The sequence below is a fragment of the Streptomyces sp. NPDC058741 genome (genome assembly GCF_042746715.1).
Lineage (GTDB): Bacteria > Actinomycetota > Actinomycetes > Streptomycetales > Streptomycetaceae > Streptomyces.
In genome coordinates this window covers 2,121-18,335 of record NZ_JBHYQH010000071.1, presented here as the reverse complement: position 1 = coordinate 18,335, position 16,215 = coordinate 2,121, and the positions used below count along the sequence as shown (strand labels likewise).

The 16,215-nt window shown below is 73.7% G+C and carries 14 protein-coding genes; 5 read left to right on the top strand and 9 right to left on the bottom strand.

Annotated elements, in window-relative coordinates; all coding sequences use genetic code 11:
- Positions 1–428: 428 nt before the first annotated feature.
- From ACFW6P_RS31035 to ACFW6P_RS31020, 4 genes are all read right to left on the bottom strand, one after another.
- Positions 429–1,646, bottom strand: coding sequence for an MFS transporter (locus ACFW6P_RS31035; protein WP_386358672.1), 1,218 nt, complete (start codon positions 1,644–1,646; stop codon positions 429–431).
- 126 nt (positions 1,647–1,772) lie between these two features.
- Positions 1,773–2,825 (bottom strand): endonuclease/exonuclease/phosphatase family protein, encoded by a 1,053-nt coding sequence (locus ACFW6P_RS31030; protein WP_386358670.1) that lies wholly within the window; start codon positions 2,823–2,825, stop codon positions 1,773–1,775.
- Between the two features lie 180 nt (positions 2,826–3,005).
- Positions 3,006–3,656, bottom strand: a complete 651-nt coding sequence (locus tag ACFW6P_RS31025) for a TetR/AcrR family transcriptional regulator (protein WP_386425614.1) — start codon at positions 3,654–3,656, stop codon at positions 3,006–3,008.
- A 47-nt stretch (positions 3,657–3,703) separates the two neighbouring features.
- The gene (locus tag ACFW6P_RS31020) at positions 3,704–5,305 is read right to left on the bottom strand and encodes an MFS transporter (protein ID WP_386358666.1); all 1,602 of its coding nucleotides are present in this window, start codon (positions 5,303–5,305) and stop codon (positions 3,704–3,706) included.
- A 210-nt stretch (positions 5,306–5,515) separates the two neighbouring features.
- On the opposite strand from ACFW6P_RS31020, the gene panB reads away from it, so the two are divergent.
- The 3 genes from panB to ACFW6P_RS31005 all read left to right on the top strand — a co-directional run bounded on the left by panB (position 5,516) and on the right by ACFW6P_RS31005 (position 8,356).
- Positions 5,516–6,391 carry a 3-methyl-2-oxobutanoate hydroxymethyltransferase gene (panB, locus tag ACFW6P_RS31015; protein WP_386358664.1) on the top strand — a complete coding sequence of 292 codons (876 nt, stop codon included), beginning with the start codon at positions 5,516–5,518 and terminating at the stop codon, positions 6,389–6,391.
- A gap of 133 nt (positions 6,392–6,524) precedes the next feature.
- The gene (locus tag ACFW6P_RS31010; protein WP_386358663.1) at positions 6,525–7,544 is read left to right on the top strand and encodes an ATP-binding cassette domain-containing protein; all 1,020 of its coding nucleotides are present in this window, start codon (positions 6,525–6,527) and stop codon (positions 7,542–7,544) included.
- Positions 7,541–8,356 (top strand): ABC transporter permease, encoded by an 816-nt coding sequence (locus ACFW6P_RS31005; protein WP_386358661.1) that lies wholly within the window; start codon positions 7,541–7,543, stop codon positions 8,354–8,356. The genes ACFW6P_RS31010 and ACFW6P_RS31005 overlap by 4 nt, the downstream gene beginning before the upstream one ends.
- 19 nt (positions 8,357–8,375) lie before the next feature.
- Here ACFW6P_RS31005 and ACFW6P_RS31000 read toward each other — a convergent pair whose 3' ends face one another.
- Together ACFW6P_RS31000 and ACFW6P_RS30995 are read right to left on the bottom strand one after the other, a co-directional pair.
- Positions 8,376–11,681 carry a BTAD domain-containing putative transcriptional regulator gene (locus ACFW6P_RS31000; protein WP_386425611.1) on the bottom strand — a complete coding sequence of 1,102 codons (3,306 nt, stop codon included), beginning with the start codon at positions 11,679–11,681 and terminating at the stop codon, positions 8,376–8,378.
- Positions 11,582–12,667, bottom strand: coding sequence for a DUF6578 domain-containing protein (locus ACFW6P_RS30995; RefSeq protein WP_386425608.1), 1,086 nt, complete (start codon positions 12,665–12,667; stop codon positions 11,582–11,584). The genes ACFW6P_RS31000 and ACFW6P_RS30995 overlap by 100 nt, the downstream gene beginning before the upstream one ends.
- A 27-nt stretch (positions 12,668–12,694) precedes the next feature.
- On the opposite strand from ACFW6P_RS30995, the gene ACFW6P_RS30990 reads away from it, so the two are divergent.
- The gene (locus ACFW6P_RS30990; protein WP_386358655.1) at positions 12,695–13,495 is read left to right on the top strand and encodes a site-2 protease family protein; all 801 of its coding nucleotides are present in this window, start codon (positions 12,695–12,697) and stop codon (positions 13,493–13,495) included.
- Here ACFW6P_RS30990 and ACFW6P_RS30985 read toward each other — a convergent pair.
- The 3 genes from ACFW6P_RS30985 to npdG all read right to left on the bottom strand — a co-directional run bounded on the left by ACFW6P_RS30985 (position 13,438) and on the right by npdG (position 15,161).
- The gene (locus tag ACFW6P_RS30985) at positions 13,438–14,079 is read right to left on the bottom strand and encodes a DUF6058 family natural product biosynthesis protein (protein WP_386425605.1); all 642 of its coding nucleotides are present in this window, start codon (positions 14,077–14,079) and stop codon (positions 13,438–13,440) included. The two genes, ACFW6P_RS30990 and ACFW6P_RS30985, sit on opposite strands and share 58 nt — an antisense overlap.
- A gap of 119 nt (positions 14,080–14,198) precedes the next feature.
- The gene (locus ACFW6P_RS30980; protein WP_386358652.1) at positions 14,199–14,378 is read right to left on the bottom strand and encodes a hypothetical protein; all 180 of its coding nucleotides are present in this window, start codon (positions 14,376–14,378) and stop codon (positions 14,199–14,201) included.
- Positions 14,379–14,441: 63 nt separating this feature from the next.
- Positions 14,442–15,161, bottom strand: coding sequence for an NADPH-dependent F420 reductase (gene npdG, locus ACFW6P_RS30975; protein ID WP_386358650.1), 720 nt, complete (start codon positions 15,159–15,161; stop codon positions 14,442–14,444).
- Positions 15,162–15,338: 177 nt separating this feature from the next.
- On the opposite strand from npdG, the gene ACFW6P_RS30970 reads away from it, so the two are divergent.
- Positions 15,339–15,941: a hypothetical protein gene (locus ACFW6P_RS30970; protein WP_386358648.1), complete on the top strand. Its 603-nt coding sequence runs from the start codon at positions 15,339–15,341 to the stop codon at positions 15,939–15,941.
- The last annotated feature ends 274 nt before the right edge of the window (positions 15,942–16,215 follow it).

The following is a 16,215-nucleotide window of genomic DNA, read 5'->3' as shown; positions in this document are numbered from 1 at the left end:
CGCGGGGGCAGAGGCACGCGTGGGGCCAGACACAAACGCGGGGGCGGAGGCACGCGCGGAGCCAGACGCACGCGCGGAGCCAGACGCACGCGCGGAGCCAGACGCACACCTGGGGCCAGACGCACACCTGGGCCAGACGCACACCTGGGGCCAGACGCACACCTGGGGCCAGACGCACACGTGGGGCCAGACACATGCCCGGGGCAGACGCATGCCCGGGGCAGACGCATGCGTGGAGCCAGACCGATGCCCGGGACAGACGCAAACGCGGGGTGAGCCCCGCACGCGCGGGGCCAGACACATGCCCGGGACAGACACATGCCCGGGCCAAACACATGCCCGGGACAGACGCATGCCCGGGACAGACCCATGCGTGGAGCCAGACCGATGCCCGGGACAGACGCAAACGCGGGGTGAGCCGGGCGGTCTCAGCGGTGCAGGGCCTCCGCCTCCTGCGGGACGTGGCTCGCCACGACCCGCTCGCGCCCCGTGACCGGCGCCCGGCGCCGGTCCACCGCGTGGGCCAGGGACGCCACGCCCAGGCCGAGGACGGCCAAAGCCGCGCCGGCGAGGGCCGGGGAGGTGGCTCCGAGGCCCGCGGCCAGGGCCAGGCCGCCGATCCAGGCGCCGCCGGCGTTGGCGAGGTTGAAGGCGGCCTGGTTGGCCGAGGAGGCCAGGGACGGGGCGGAGGAGGCCTTCTCCATGACCATCAGCTGCAGCGGGGAGCCGGTGGTGAAGGCCGCCGTGCCGAGCAGGACCACGGCCAGGGCGGCGGTCGGCTGGGTGCGCATCAGCAGCGGGAACAGGGCCAGGACCGCCACCAGGGAGGTCAGGCCGCCGAACAGCGTGCCCCGCAGGGAGTGGTCGGCCAGGCGGCCCCCCAGCAGGTTGCCCGCGGTCGCGCCGACGCCGAACAGGGCCAGCAGCAGGGTGACGCTGGCGTCGGCGTAGCCGGCGGCGTCCGTGAGCATCGGCGTGATGTAGCTGTAGGCAGCGAACAGGGCGCCGAAGCCCGCGACGGTCGTGCCGAGCGACAGCCAGACCGGGACGGAGCGCAGGGCGGCCATCTCGCCGCGCAGGCCCTGGGCGGCGGCGTGCTCGCGGTCGTGCGGGATCAGCAGGGCGAGCGCGGCGATCGCCGCCAGGCCGATGGCGCTGACGCCGAGGAAGGTGACCCGCCAGCCGAAGTGCTGGCCCATGAGGGTCGCGGCCGGCACGCCCGCGACGTTCGCGACCGTCAGGCCGAGGAACATCAGGGAGACCGAGCGCGCCTTGCGTTCGGGGGCGACCATGTTCGTGGCGACGACGGCGCCCACGCCGAAGAAGGCGCCGTGCGGCAGTCCGCTGAGGAAGCGGGCGGCCAGCAGCCAGCCGTGGTCGGGCGCGAGGGCCGACAGGGCGTTGCCGACGACGAAGAGTCCCATCAGGCCCATCAGGACCGTGCGGCGGGACATCCTGGCGGTGACCGCGGCCAGCAGCGGGGCGCCGACGACCACGCCCAGCGCGTACGCGGACACCAGGTGGCCGGCGCTGGGGATCGAGACGCCCAGGTCGTCCGCGACGTCGGGCAGCAGGCCCATCATCACGAACTCGGTGGTACCGATGCCGAAGGCGCCCACGGCGAGGGCGAGCAGGGCCAGGGGCATGAGGGAGCCTTTCGAGACTTGCCGGGTGATAAGCACATCGTATGTTCAAGTGCGGAACAAAGTCGTGCAGGGGTGGCATTCCCCGAAGGGCGGCCCTGCCTGCCGTCGACGGCCTGACCTGCGGGTTCAGGAACCGGTTGTGGTGACCCTCACACGGGCCGCGACGGGCAGGTGGTCGCTGCCGGTCCGCGGGAGGGTCCAGGAGCTCTGCGGCGTCAGTCCGCGCACCATGATCTGGTCGATGCGCGCCATCGGGAACGACGCCGGCCAGCTGAAGCCGAAGCCGCTGCCGGCCGCGCCCTGCGTGGAGCGCATCTGGGAGGTGACGGCGTTGAGCGCGCGGTCGTTCATGGTGCCGTTGAGGTCGCCGAGCAGGACGACGTTCTCCAGGGGTTCGTGGGCGATGGCCTCGCCCAGGTAGTCGGCGCTGCGGTCGCGCTGGCGGGCCGTGAAGCCGGCCTCCATCTTCACGCGCACGGACGGCAGATGGGCGACGTAGACGGCGACCTGCCCGGACGGTGCGGTCACGGTGGCGCGCATCGCGCGCGTCCAGCCCATGTCGAGGTCCACGTCCCGCACGTCGCTGAGCGGGTGCTTGCTCCACACGCCGACCGTGCCCTGCACCGAGTGGTAGCGGTACGTCGGGGCCAGCGCCTCCTCGTAGACCGGCACCGCCTCCTCCGTCAGCTCCTCCAGGGCCAGGACGTCCGCGCCGGAGGCGGCCACGTCCCGGGCGGTGCCGGTCGGGTCGGGGTTGTCGGCGTTGACGTTGTGCGTGACCACGGTGAGGTCGCCGCCGGCGGCGGTCTTGTCGCTGAGCTGGCCGCCGAAGAGGTTCAGCCAGACCACGGCCGGCGCCAGCAGCGCGATGAGCGCCGTCGCCGACCTGCGCACCACGGCGAGCACCAGCAGCACCGGGACGACCAGCCCCAGCCAGGGCAGGAACGTCTCGACGAGACTGCCCAGGTTGCCGATCGCGTTCGGGATCTGGGCGTGCAGCACCATCACGGCGGCGAGCAGCAGCGCGCACGGGGCGAGGACCAGGCCGCGCCGCCAGATCCGTGGGTCGCCCCGCCATCCGCCGGCCAGCCGGTCGAACAGGCGCCGAAGCCGGGTTGCGCGGTGCTCGGGCCCCGAGCCGCCGTCGTCCGTCTCCGTCATGTACGCCTGCTGCGCCATACCGTCGCCTCACTACCTGCCGTGCACACCATCGCCCCCCGTGTCGCTACCGACCCTAGGGGATGATCCGTTCCGTTCCCGCCGCTGCCCGGCGGCCGTACGGGGGCGAGGACGTGCGAGTCCGCGCGGGGAGTTCCGGACCCGGCCACGGAAAGCGCCCTCTGTGACGAAACGCGCACACTAGGGCCGGTCGGGGGCGGATCTGACGGACGGTGAGCCGTGCGGGCGCAGTCCTTCGAGCAGGGTGTCGACGACCTGTTCGGCCAGGCCCTCGGGCAGGTCGGCGTCCGGGTGCAGGACGGAGCGCAGCAGCATCGGGCCGACGAACAGGTCGTTCAGCAGCTCCACGTCGACGTCCGTGCGCAGTTCGCCGCCCTCCTGGCCCCGGCGCAGGACCGCGAGGCCCAGGCGGCGGCGGGGGGCGACGACGGTGGCCTGGTAGGCCGCCCAGAGCGTCGGGCTGCTCTTCATCTGGGCCTGGACGCTGTGCAGGATCGCCGAGGAGCGGTGGACCAGGCCGCGCAGCCGCATCTGCTCCAGCAGGACCACGAGGTCGTCGCGCAGGGAGCTGCCGGGCAGCGGCGGTTCGGGGGGTTCGGCGGCCCGGACGACGTCGACGAACAGCTCCTCCTTGCCGCTCCAGCGCCGGTAGATGGTGGCCTTGCCGACGCCGGCGGTGCGGGCGATGCGCTCGATGGACAGCTCCGCCAGCGGCACGCCCTCCTCCAGGAGCCGCATCACGGCCTCGATGATGGCGCGTTCGACGGCCTCGCTTCGGGGGCGGCCCCTCGGGGGGCCGTCGGGGCGGGGGTGCCGTTCGGCGGGGCTCACGTCGTTGCGTCCTTCCTGACCTGGGTGACGCCCATTCTCCCGCAGGCCTACGACCGGCTTTCGGCCAACTCCCTCTCCCCCTCGTCCTCCTGAGGCGCGCGCCGCCGGCCGGGCAGGAACAGCGCCACGACGGCAGCGCCGGCCAGGGCGACGCCCGCGCCCCACAGGGCGGTGACGTGCATCGCGTGCAGGAACGCGTCCTGGGCGGGGACGACCAGGGCCTTGCCCTGCGGGCCGAGCTTCGCGGCGACGCCGAGGGTGGCCTCGATGGACTCCCCGGCGGTGTGCCGGAGGGCCGGCGGCAGCGCGGTGAGCTCGTCCTCGACCTCCGTGCGGTACGCGGCGGACAGCACCGAGCCGAGGACGGCGATGCCCAGGGCGCCGCCGACCTGCCGGAAGGTGTTGCTGAGCGCGGAGGCGGAGCCGGCCTTCTCCCGGGGCAGGGCCTGCAGGATGAGGACGCTGACCGGCGTCATGATGTGCGCCATGGCCGCGCCCATCAGGAAGAAGACGACCTCCAGGATCCAGAGGGGGGTGTCGGCGTCCAGGGTGGCGAAGGCGGCCAGCGTCGCGGCGAGGACCAGCATGCCGGCGGTGGTGGTGGCCCGGTCGCCGAAGCGGTCGACGAGCAGCCGGACGCGCGGTGCGAAGATCAGCTGGGCGGCGGCCAGCGGCAGCAGCAGCAGACCGGTCTGCAGCGGCGAGTACCCGCGCACGCTCTGTGTGTAGAAGACGGAGAAGAACGTCACGCCCATCAGCGCGAAGAAGACCAGCGCGACGGCGGCGACGGCGGCCGAGAAGACCTTGTCGCGGAAGTACGTGACGTCGAGGGAGGGGTGGTCGCTGCGCTTCTCGAGCACGACGAAGGCGACGAGCACGGCGAGACCGGCCCCGATGGTCCCCAGCACGGTGGCGTCGGTGAAGTCGGCGAGCCGGCCGCCCTTGATGATGCCGTAGACGAGCAGCACCAGTCCGACGACCGACAGCACCACACCGACGGGGTCCACCCGGCCCGGATCCGGGTCGCGGGAGTCCGGGACGAGCCAGAGCATCAGCGCGAGCGCGAGCAGCACGATCGGCACGTTGACGAGGAAGACCGAGCCCCACCAGAAGTGGTCCAGCAGCACACCGCCGGTGATGGGCCCGATGGCGATGGCGAGGCCGACGCCGCCGGCCCAGACGCCGATGGCCTTGGGCTGCTCCTCGCGCTCGAAGACGTTCATGAGGACGGCGAGGGTGGCGGGCATCACGAACGCGGCGCCCACGCCCATCACGGCGCGGAAGGTGATCAGCTCGACCGGCGAGCCGGAGAACGCGGCGAGCGCCGAGCCGACGCCGAACACGGCGAGGCCGCCCAGCAGCACCTTCTTGCGGCCCAGCCGGTCGCCGAGCAGTCCGGCGGTGAACAGCAGACCGGCGAAGACCAGGGTGTAGGAATTGATCGCCCACTCCAGCTCACTCTGCGTGGCCCCCAGGCCGGTGGGGGCCGGGGTGGAGATCGTCTTGATGGCGACGTTCAGGATCGAGTTGTCCAGGACGACGATCAGCAGGCTCAGCATCAGCACGCCGAGGATCGCCCAGCGGCGCCGGTGCACCGCTTCCGGTGTGCGGCGGCCGGTGAGGGCGGCGCCGTCGGCAGGTGTCGTCATGCAGTAGAGCGTAGACCATTCCGATACGAGACCGTCTCGTATCGGAAATCTCTTGCCGAGCTTTTACACGGGCGCACGCGGGGAACCCTGGGGGAACCCGTTCGGAACTCACAGGGGCTCCCCTGGCCCTCGGTGGCACGAGGTGCCACCATGGACGTGGTCCGGGGACGCCGTCAGGGCGCCTCGAGATGACGTGATAGGAGCCGTGCCATGACGCAGCTTCCGGCTGCCCAGACCGCGCAGCACAAGCCCTCCGACGGCGGCAGGTCGCTGTACGGGGGCAAGGGCACCCGCCGCATCACCGTTCGGGACATCGCCGCCGCCAAGGAACGCGGCGAGAAGTGGCCCATGCTCACCGCCTACGACGCGATGACCGCGTCCGTCTTCGACGAGGCCGGTATCCCGGTGATGCTCGTCGGCGACTCGGCGGGCAACTGTCACCTCGGGTACGAGACGACCGTGCCCGTCACCCTCGACGAGATGGCCATGCTGTCGGCGGCGGTCGTACGCGGCACCTCGCGCGCCCTCATCGTCGGCGACCTGCCCTTCGGCTCCTACCAGGAGGGTCCGGTGCAGGCGCTGCGCTCGGCGACCCGGCTGGTGAAGGAGGCGGGTGTGCAGGCAGTGAAGCTGGAGGGCGGCGAGCGCTCGCACGAGCAGATCCGGCTGCTGGCCGAGTCCGGCATCCCGGTGATGGCCCACATCGGCCTGACCCCGCAGTCGGTCAACGCGATGGGCTACCGCGTGCAGGGCCGGGGCGAGGAGGCGGCCCAGCAGCTGCTGCGCGACGCGAAGGCCGTGCAGGACGCCGGGGCGTTCGCGGTGGTCCTGGAGCTGGTCCCGGCGGAGCTGGCGGCCGAGGTCACCCGGGTGCTGCACATCCCGACGGTGGGCATCGGGGCGGGCCCCGACACCGACGCGCAGGTGCTGGTGTGGACCGACATGCTGGGCCTGACCGGCGGGCGCGTGCCGAGGTTCGTCAAGCAGTACGCGAACCTGCGCGAGGTCATGGGCGAGGCGGTGCGGGCGTTCGCCGACGAGGTCGTCGGAGGCACGTTCCCGCAGGAGGAGCACTCCGTGCACTGAGCCACTGCCGCACCACCCCGGACGGCCCGCCGATCTTCCCCCGTCGGCGGGCCGTCCGCCTGCCCGGGTCACCGACAGGGGATGTCGGCGGGCTGTCGGTGATGTGTCGGTGCGGGCTGGGACCGTCTCTCCCATGACGCGAATCGACACACGAACCGGCGGCGCCGCGGTCACCGTGCGGGGGCTGGTGAAGCACTACGGGGAGACCAAAGCACTGGACGGGGTCGACCTGGAGGTGCGGGAGGGCACCGTGATGGGGGTGCTCGGGCCGAACGGGGCCGGGAAGACCACCCTGGTGCGGGTCCTGTCCACCCTGCTGCGTCCCGACTCGGGGCAGGCGACCGTGGCCGGGTACGACGCAGTACGGCAGCCGCGGCAGCTGCGGCGGGTGATCGGGCTCACCGGTCAGTACGCCTCCGTCGACGAGAAGCTCCCCGGCTGGGAGAACCTGTACATGATCGGGCGGCTGCTCGACCTGCCCCGCAAGGAGGCCCGCGCGCGTGCCGACGAGCTGCTGGAGCGGTTCTCGCTGACGGACGCCGCGAAACGGCCCGCGAGCACCTACTCCGGCGGGATGCGGCGGCGGCTCGACCTGGCCGCCTCGATGATCGGGCGGCCCGCCGTCCTCTTCCTCGACGAGCCGACCACCGGCCTGGACCCCCGCACCCGCAACGAGGTGTGGGACGAGGTGAAGACCATGGTCGGGGACGGCGTGACCGTGCTGCTGACCACGCAGTACATGGAGGAGGCCGAGCAGCTCGCCTCCGAGCTGACCGTGGTCGACAAGGGCCGGGTCGTCGCGGGCGGGAGCATCGAGGAGCTCAAGGCCAAGGTCGGCGGGAGGACGCTGAGGATCCGGCCGGCCGACGCGCCGCGGCTGCGGCCGCTCGCCGGGTACCTCGACGGCCTCGGCATCACCGGCCTCGCCACCACCACGGTGGACAGCGCCTCCGGCACCCTGCTCGTACCGATCCTGAGCGACGAGCAGCTGACCGCCGTCGTGGGGGCCGTCACGGACCACGGCGTCACGCTCACCTCGCTGACCACCGAACTGCCCAGCCTGGACGAGGTGTTCCTGTCCCTCACCGGCCACCGCGCCAGTGCCCCGCAGGACACCGTGCCCACCGAAGACCTTCAGGAGGCCGCCGTATGAGCGCCGTCACCGCCGACGAGGCCCGCGCGGACGCCCGCATCACGCTGCGGGGCCATCTGCGCCACACCGGCGCACTCGTCCGCCGCAACCTGCTGTGGATCCGCCAGGACCCCGAGTCGATGGCCGACGCGCTGCTGATGCCGGTCATCTTCACCCTGCTGTTCGTGTTCGTGTTCGGCGGCTCGATCGGGCAGGCGCTGGGCGGCGGGCAGGACCAGTACGTGCAGTACGTGATCCCCGGCATGATCGCGATGATGAGCATGACGCTGTCCCAGGGCGTCGGCACGGGCTTCAGCCAGGACTTCAACTCCGGTGTCATGGACCGCTTCCGGTCCCTGCCCATCGGGCGCGGCTCGGTGCTGTTCGCGAAGATCTCCGTGGAACTGCTGCGGATGCTGTTCGCGACGGCCGTGCTGATGATCGTCGCCGTCGCCGTCGGGTTCGAGATCACGAACTGGCCGGGACTGCTCGCGACCCTGGCGCTGTCCACCGCGTTCGCCTCGTCGATCATGTGGGTGTTCCTCACCCTGGGCGTGATCATGAAGAGCGCGCAGTCCGTGCAGGCGATGGGCTTCCTGGTGCTGTTCCCGCTGCAGTTCGGCTCGTCGATCTTCGCGCCGACGACGTCGATGCCGGGCTGGCTGCAGGCCTTCACCGACTACAACCCGCTGTCCACGCTCGCGGACGCCGCGCGCGGCCTGATGACGGGCGGGCCGGTCGCGCACGACCTGTGGGTGACGCTCGGCTGGTCGGTGGCGATCACCGCCGTGATGGCACCGGTCGCGATCCACAAGTTCCGCACGAAGAGCTGACCGGGCGGTCCGGTCCGCGTCAGATCAGGCCGGCGGCCTCCTCCACGGAGAGGCCGCCGCCTTCCGCGTACGCGCTCTCGTACGCCGCGTCGCCGAGCACCTCCCGGGCCCGGGCCTCCGCCCGCTCGCGGGCCAGGCGCTCCTGCCGCTGCGGGACATGGCCGGGCGGCAGCAGGGCGTCGGCGGCGCCCAGACAGCGGGCCGCGTCCATGGCGCGCCGCCCGCCGTCGAGGTGGGCCAGGGCCCCGGCGCAGACGGTCAGGTACACCGCCCGCATATGGGGGGCGATGGCCTCCGACACCGGGTCGCCGGCCTGCTCCAGCGCCTGGCGGGCGAGGTCCAGGCACTGCTCGTACCGTCCGTCCTCCGCCTCCAGCCAGGCCTCCGCGCCGAGGATGAACGCGTCGAAGACGATGAAGTGGGCGATCCGGAAGTCCTCGCGCAGCCGCCGCAGTTGCTCGCGCGCCTCGGCGACGCGGCCGGTCATGCCGAGCCAGCCTGACAGGAAGAGGCGGGCGGCGGGCATGGCCTCGCTGTGCGAGTCCTCGTGCTGGGCGATCACCTCGCGCAACAGCCGCTCACCGCGCTCCTCCTCCCCCGCCTCCAGCAGGGCGCTGCCGAGCCGGGCGCTGAGCACGGTCGCCTGGGCGCGGGCGCCGAGCTGTTCGGCGTGCTCGATGGCGGCCTCGTAGTCGGCGGCGGCCAGGGCGTAGCGGCCCTTGCGTTCGTGGGCCTCGGCGCGGGCGGAGAGCGCCTCGGCGGTGCCCCAGGAGTCGCCCAGGCGGCGGTAGATCTCCAGCGACTCGTCGGCGTCGCGGGCGGCGTCACCGGCCCAGTCGGTGCGGTTGGCCAGGAAGTTGGCCCGCATCTGCAGGCCCGAGGCCAGCTCCCAGTCGAAACCGGGGGTGCTGCGGCAGGTGCGGATGGAGGCGTCCATGATGACCCGCAGCCGGTCCGTGTCACCGGTCAGCATCACGGCGAAGAACCAGAGCAGTCCGGGCAGGCGGCAGTTCTGCGGGAGGCCGGGCTCGTAGGTCCGGGCGACGGCCCGCAGCTTCTGCTGGGCGCGCGGGGTCTGCCAGGCGTCCAGTTCGGTGTCCATGCAGGCGAGATGGGCCAGGTGGAGGCCGCGCCGGGCCTCCTGGAGGACCTCTCCGGTCATCGGGGGCGGGGCGTCGGTGAAGCGCTGCCACACCGGGGCGGCGGGCCGGACGGGCTCGGTGAAGGGGTCGGGGCCGAGGGCCATCACCTCGCGGCACCAGTTGCGGGCCTCGACGCGCAGGTCGCGCATCTGCCAGTACCAGACGAGGGACAGCACGAGGCACAGCGCCTCCTGCTCGTCGCGCAGGGCGACGGCGTGGCGCAGGGCGGTGCGCAGGTTCTCGTACTCGCGCTCCAGCCGGCGGATGGCGTCGAGCTGGCCGGGGCCGCGCAGCAACGGGTCGCTGCTGCGGGCGAGTTCGCGGTAGTAGGTCAGATGGGCGCGCTCGGCCCCGGCGCGCTGCCCGGCCTCGTCCAGCCGCTCGGCGGCGTACTCGGCGACCGTCTCCAGCAGCCGGTAGCGCATCCCCTCGCCGGCCGCCTCGCCGGGCGGGGCGGCCACGACCAGGGAGCGGTCGACGAGGGAGCCGAGCGCCTCCAGGGCGACCGGCCCGCACACGGCCTCGGCGGCGGCCAGGTCGCAGCCGCCGGCGAACACCGACAGACGCCGCAGGACGTCCCGTTCGTCCTCGTCTAGCAGGTCCCAGGACCAGTCGACGACGGCTCTGAGGGTCTGCTGGCGGGGCAGGACCGTGCGGCTGCCGGAGGTGAGGAGGCGGAAGCGGTCGTCCAGCCGGTCGGCGATCTGGCGGGGGGTGAGCATCCGCAGCCGGGCGGCGGCCAGCTCGATGGCCAGGGGCAGGCCGTCCAGGCGGCGGCAGATCTCGGCGCATGCCTCGGGGTCGTCCTCGACGCGGAAGCCGGGCCGGGCCACCGCACCCCGGTCGGCGAGCAGCCGCAGCGCGACCGGCTCGGGCAGCGGCTCCACCGTGCGCAGCAACTCCCCCGGCACGCCCAGGGGTTCGCGGCTGGTGGCGAGGACGGTCAGGCCCGGGCAGCGCGTCAGGAGCTCCTCGGCGAGCCGGGCGGCGGCCTCCGCGACGTGCTCGCAGTTGTCGAGGATCAGCAGCATGCCGGGGCGGGAGCAGTGCTCGGCGAGGCGTTCGACGGGGTTGTCGAGCCGGTCGGCGACGGCGGCCCGGATGCCCTCGGCGCCTGCTCCGTACAGCACGGTCTCCCGGGCGCCGACTGCGGTGAGGACGGCCTCGGGGACGGCGCCGGGGTCGTCGACCGGGGCGAGTTCGGCCAGCCAGACGCCGCCCGGCAGGGTGGGCCGGAGCGTCTCGGCGGCCTCCTGCGACAGGCGGGTCTTCCCGGCGCCCCCGGGCCCGAGCAGGGTGATCAGGCGGGCCGCCGCGAGGTCGCCTCTGAGGGTCTCGATGTCGGCCTCGCGGCCGATGAAGGAGGTGAGGCGGGCGCGGAGGTTGCCCGGGGCGGAGGCCGTCCGGGGCGCCGGATCGGCCCGCGAGCCGGGTGGACGGGGCGCGCCCGCGTCCGACGCCTTCAGCAACTCCCCGTGCAGGGAGCGCAGTTCGCCGCCGGGGTCGGCGCCGAGCCGGTCCGCGAGAAGCCGCCGGACCTCGTCGTAGGCGGCCAGGGCCTCGGCGGTGCGGCCCGCCTCGCGCAGGGCGCGCAGCCGGAGGGCCTGCAGGGGTTCGTCCAGGGGGTGGCTGTCGCACAGGGCGGTCAGTTCCGGCAGGGAGTGCTCGGCCCGGCCGAGGCCGAGGGCGGCGGTGTGGCGGGCCCGCAGGGCGTCCAGGCGCCGGGCGTCGCAACGGGCCGCCTCCTCCGTGCGGTCGGGCAGGTCGGCGAGGGCCGGACCGTGCCAGAGGGCGAGGGCGTCGTCGAGGACCACGGCGGCCTTGGCGGGGTCGCCGTCGGCCAGGGCGCGCAGCCCCTCGCCGGTCAGCCGTTCGAACCGGTGCAGGTCGACGTCGTCGGGCGCGGCGGCGAGGCGGTAGCCGCCCTCCACGGAGGTGACAGCTTCCGTCCCCAGGGCGCGCCGCAGCCGCCCGACGAGCGCCTGGAGCGCGCCGGGCGCGTCGGCGGGCGGCTGACCGCCCCACACCTCCTCGACGAGCAGTCCGGCGGGCACGGCCCGCCCCGCGCGCAGGGCCAGCACGGTCAGCAGGGCGCGAAGCCGCGCCCCGCCGACCGGGACGGCCGTGCCGTCGGGGCGGAGCGCCTGGGTGGTGCCGAGGATGCGGTAGCGCACGGGGTCCATTGTCTCCGGTGAGAGCGGGGCGGGTCACGGCGGTTGACGGCGCGGCGGGCTTTCGGGGGTGGGGTGGGGGGCGGCGTCCGGGAAGGGCGTACTGCGCATGCCTTCATGAAACACGCCCGCCGGGCCGGGGCCGGGGCCGGTTCCGCGCCGGGACGGCCGTCGTGCTCGGCCTCTCCAGCGGGGCCGCCGGTTCCGCCGCGGGCAGCCCCTCGGTCTCCGCGCCGGGTCCGGCCCCCTGATGGGGGGTGGCACGGGCCTCGCGGACGAGGTGGGAGAGCCGGGAGTCCCTGCCGGCACCTCCAGGACCACCAGCACGCCCCCCTCCCTCCACCTCCAGGACCACCAGCACCCCCCTCCCTCCACCTCCAGGACCACCAGCACCCCCCTCCCGCCACCTCCAGGACCACCAGCACGCCCCCCTCCCTCCACCTCAGCCCCCGGCCCACCGGACCGTCGTCGGCGAACCACCGGGGGCACCGGTCCACCGGCAGCCGGCGCCGCCCCTCGACCGGCTGCCGGTCGCGCGAGCCCGGGGCGCTCTCGGCGCAGGCCTGGGTCAGCACCCGCACGGACCGCACACGGCCGGCGGTCTCGGGCCACTCGGCCCCGTGCCGCTCGACGCGGAGCAGGCCGACGGCGCGGCTGTGCTCCCCCGGTGCGGGTCGCCGGTCCTGCTCGTCGCCGGGGTCCACGGCCAGGGCCACCGTGAGGCCCGCCCCCTCCCGCAGCAGGCGGACGCCGCCCACCTCCTCCACCGGCCCGGCGACGTCGGTGAGCAGGCCGTGCCGGTCGCAGCCGGGCATGTCGGGAGCCCCGAGCAGCAGAGGCCGGCCGACCTCGTCCCCCGGCTCGAACGGCGTGAGGCAACACTCCGTCTGCCAGTCTCGTAGAACACGTGCCGGATCCCCATGAGCCCCCCCGCAGGGAACCGGTGGCCCCGCGCGAGGCGTTTTCCCCTCGGGGCCGGTACCGTCGGGCCGTCCCACCGCGTGTTCGAGAGTGCAGGGAGTTTCATGACCACCGTCACCAGCCGCCCCAGCGAGCGGCGGATCAGTCCCGTGTTCATCGGGATCCTGGCCGTGACGGCGGTCACGGGATGGGCGACCTGGACCGGGTTCGCCGAGCAGCCCGGTGTCGCCGTGTTCCTCTTCGTGACGGCGGCGTGGATCGTCTCGCTGTGCCTGCACGAGTACGCGCACGCGCGCACCGCCCTGCACAGCGGGGACATCTCGGTCGGCGCGAAGGGCTATCTCACGCTGAACCCCCTGACGTACACGCACGCGCTGCTCAGCATCGTGCTGCCGGTGCTCTTCGTGATCATGGGCGGGATCGGACTGCCCGGCGGTGCGGTGTTCATCGAGCACGGGCGGATCCGGGGGCGCTGGAAGCACAGCCTGATCTCGGCGGCCGGCCCGCTGACGAACGTGCTGTTCGCCGTCGTGTGCACGGCCCCGTTCTGGCTCAACGCGCTGGAGGGCGTGCCGAGCGACTTCCGTTTCGCGCTGGCGTTCCTGGCGCTGCTCCAGGTGACGGCCGCCCTGCTGAACTTCCTGCCGGTGCCCGGCCTGGACGGATACGGGGTGATCGAGCCGTGGCTGTCCTACGGCGTCCGGCGGCAGGTGGAGCCGTTCGCGCCGTTCGGCCTGCTGTTCGTCTTCGCGCTGCTGTGGCTGCCGGCGGTGAACGGCGTCTTCTTCGACGTGGTCGACTCGCTGCTGAAGTCGCTCGGCATCAGCGACGTCGAGACCTACTGCGGTCAGGAGCTGTTCCGCTTCTGGCAGGGCTCCGACGAGTTCTGCGCGGCCGCGCCCTGACCTGCGCGGACGGCGTCGATGAAGGTGTCGCGGGACGTGGGCCCGCCGAACCGGAGACGGTCGTAGGCCGTGAAGGCCGGTTCCAGCAGGTCGAGTTCGTCGACCAGCGCGTGCAGCCGCTCGCACCACCGCGCCGAACCGGCGTCCGGCTCGCCGGCTGCGGCGCTGATCGCGGCCGTCAGGTGCTCCTTGCGCCGAATGGTGGCCGGGGTCACCGGGTGCAGGCACACGTACCGGCCACTGACGTACGCGTTCCACTCCTCCTCGCCGGTGACCGGGTCGGCCCAGTGAGCGGTGAACCACGCTTCGAGGCGTTCCACGCCGCCGGCTTCGTCGGCGAGGGCGAACAGGTCGGCCGGCACCATCTCGGCACGGTCGGAGCGCAGATACCCCGGGAGCGGCAGTCGCCGCCGCAGCATCAGCCGGCGGACCGCGTCGGTAGCGCGTCCGTGAGCGGCGGAGAGCTCCTCCAAGACCTCGAACCGCGCGCTGACGTACGCGTCGTCGGCGGCCGTCATCGGATGGTCGCCGTTGATCTCGCGGAATCGCTCGGCGAGACGCTGCTTCAGGTTCGCGTCCGACATCAGGGTTCGCCTCCGGCGTCCACCAGCGGGCGTCTCCCGCTCAGGACCCGGCGCGCTACCGACCGGACCGTTCGCCCCTCACCGAAGCGTGGCGGGAGCCGTCCCGCGCGCGGACCGCGTCAGCCCGTGACCGACCTCCGGGCCCTGGCGCGCTTCAGGTAGTACCAGGCCATGTTCGACGACAGCCCGGCGAGCAGCACCCACACGATCCCCAGCCAGCTGCCCTCCACGAAGGAGACCACGGCCGCGGCCACGGACAGGGCGCAGACGATCAGGGCGTAGAGGGCGAGGCGGGGCATCTTGTCGGCTCCTGTCGGGGGACACTGCGGGCACTGCCGGTGCCCCCAGTGTCCCCCATGCGGTCATACGTCCGTGACGCGGAGCCCGGCGTGCGCCTTGTAGCGCCGGTTCACGGAGATCAGGTTCGCCACCAGCGACTCCACCTGGTGGGCGTTGCGCAGCCGCCCGGCGAAGATGCCGCGCATGCCGGGAATGCGCCCGGCGAGGGCCTGCACGATCTCGACGTCGGCGCGGACCTCGCCGAGCACCATCACGTCGGTGTCGATCCGCTCGATCTCCGGGTCCTGCAGCAGCACGGCCGACAGGTGGTGGAAGGCGGCCGTGACCCGGGAGTCCGGCAGCAGGGCGGCGGCCTGCTGGGCGGCGCTGCCCTCCTGCGGCTTCAGCGCGTAGGCGCCCTTCTTGTCGAAGCCGAGCGGGTTGACGCAGTCGACGACGAGCTTGCCCGCCAGTTCCTCGCGCAGCGACTCCAGGGTCGCGGCGTGGCCCTCCCACGGCACGGCGACGATCACGAGGTCGCTGCGGCGCGCGGTCTCGGCGTTGTCGGCGCCCTCGACGCCGTGCCCGATCTCCTCGGCGGCGGCCCGGGCGCGGTCGGCCGCCCGCGAGCCGATGATCACCTTCTGGCCGGCCTCGGCGAGCCGGTAGGCGAGGCCCTTGCCCTGCGGCCCGGTCCCGCCGAGCACCCCGACGACGAGTCCGGAGACGTCGGGCAGATCCCAGGGGTCCTTGGCGGGGGCCTTCCGCGCGTTGTCGGTGGCAGCACTGTCGGTAGAGGTCATGGCCCCGACTCTACGGCCGGGCCCCCGGCCCTTCCGGCTCAGGTCGGCTCGGTGTGCGCCGCGGGGCCCCCGCGCCCGTTCGATGACGGAACGGGTGACCGGTCCGCCTCCCCGGCCCGGGCGAATGCGGGCCGAACTCCGCGTCGGGGGCGGCCCGTCGGGGCAGGATGCGCAGTCATGGATGCCGTACGGGTGGCGCTGCTGCGGGACGTGCTCGCCGGGACGGAGTGGCTGGGGGCGACACGGCGGTTCGCCGGGGCGCTGCGGGGCTCGGTGGTCTCGCACGGCGGCGGGTTGCTGCTCGTCGGCACGCCGGAGTACGAGCCGTGGCACCTCGCCGCGCACCTGGTGGACGAGGCGGCGTGGTCGGGGACGCCGGAGCTGTCACCGACGCTGGTCCGGCATGACGCGCGCCCCTCGGATCCGGCGCATCTGGCGGTCGGGCTGGGGCGGCTCGAGGCGGCCCGGCGGGGCGAGACGCTGCTGGTGGTGTCGCCCGGGAGTGCCGCCGCCCCCCTCCTCGAACGGGTGTCCGGTGCCCGGCGGGCCGGGGCGACGATCCTGACGCTCGGCCCCGACCGGGGCGAACTGCCGGCCGTGTCCCACGAGGCCCTGGCGGTGCCGGCCGGCTCGGAGCTGGACCTGGACACGGTGCAGCACCTGGTCAGCGCGGCGGCGGGCGAGAACGCGCTCCCGACCCCGCGGGGACGGCGCCGCTTCCGGGACCGGGTGGCGCGGCTGGCGGAGCACCTGACGGCTCCACCGCCGGCCCGCTGGTGACGCCCGGGCCGAGCGGGCCTCACGGGCCCAGCGGGCCGAGCGGGCCGGGCCGGAGTCGCGGACCCGCGGCCCGGAGACCCGGCCGGACCAAGCGAACCCAGCCAAAGACACGGACCCACGGCCCAGTGACCCAGCCGGACCAAGCGAACCCAGCCAAAGACACGGACCCACGGCCCAGAGACCCAGCCGGACCAAGCGAACCCAGCCAAAGACACGGACCCACGGCCCAGAGACCCAGCCGGACCAAGCGAACCCAGCCAAAGACACGGACCCA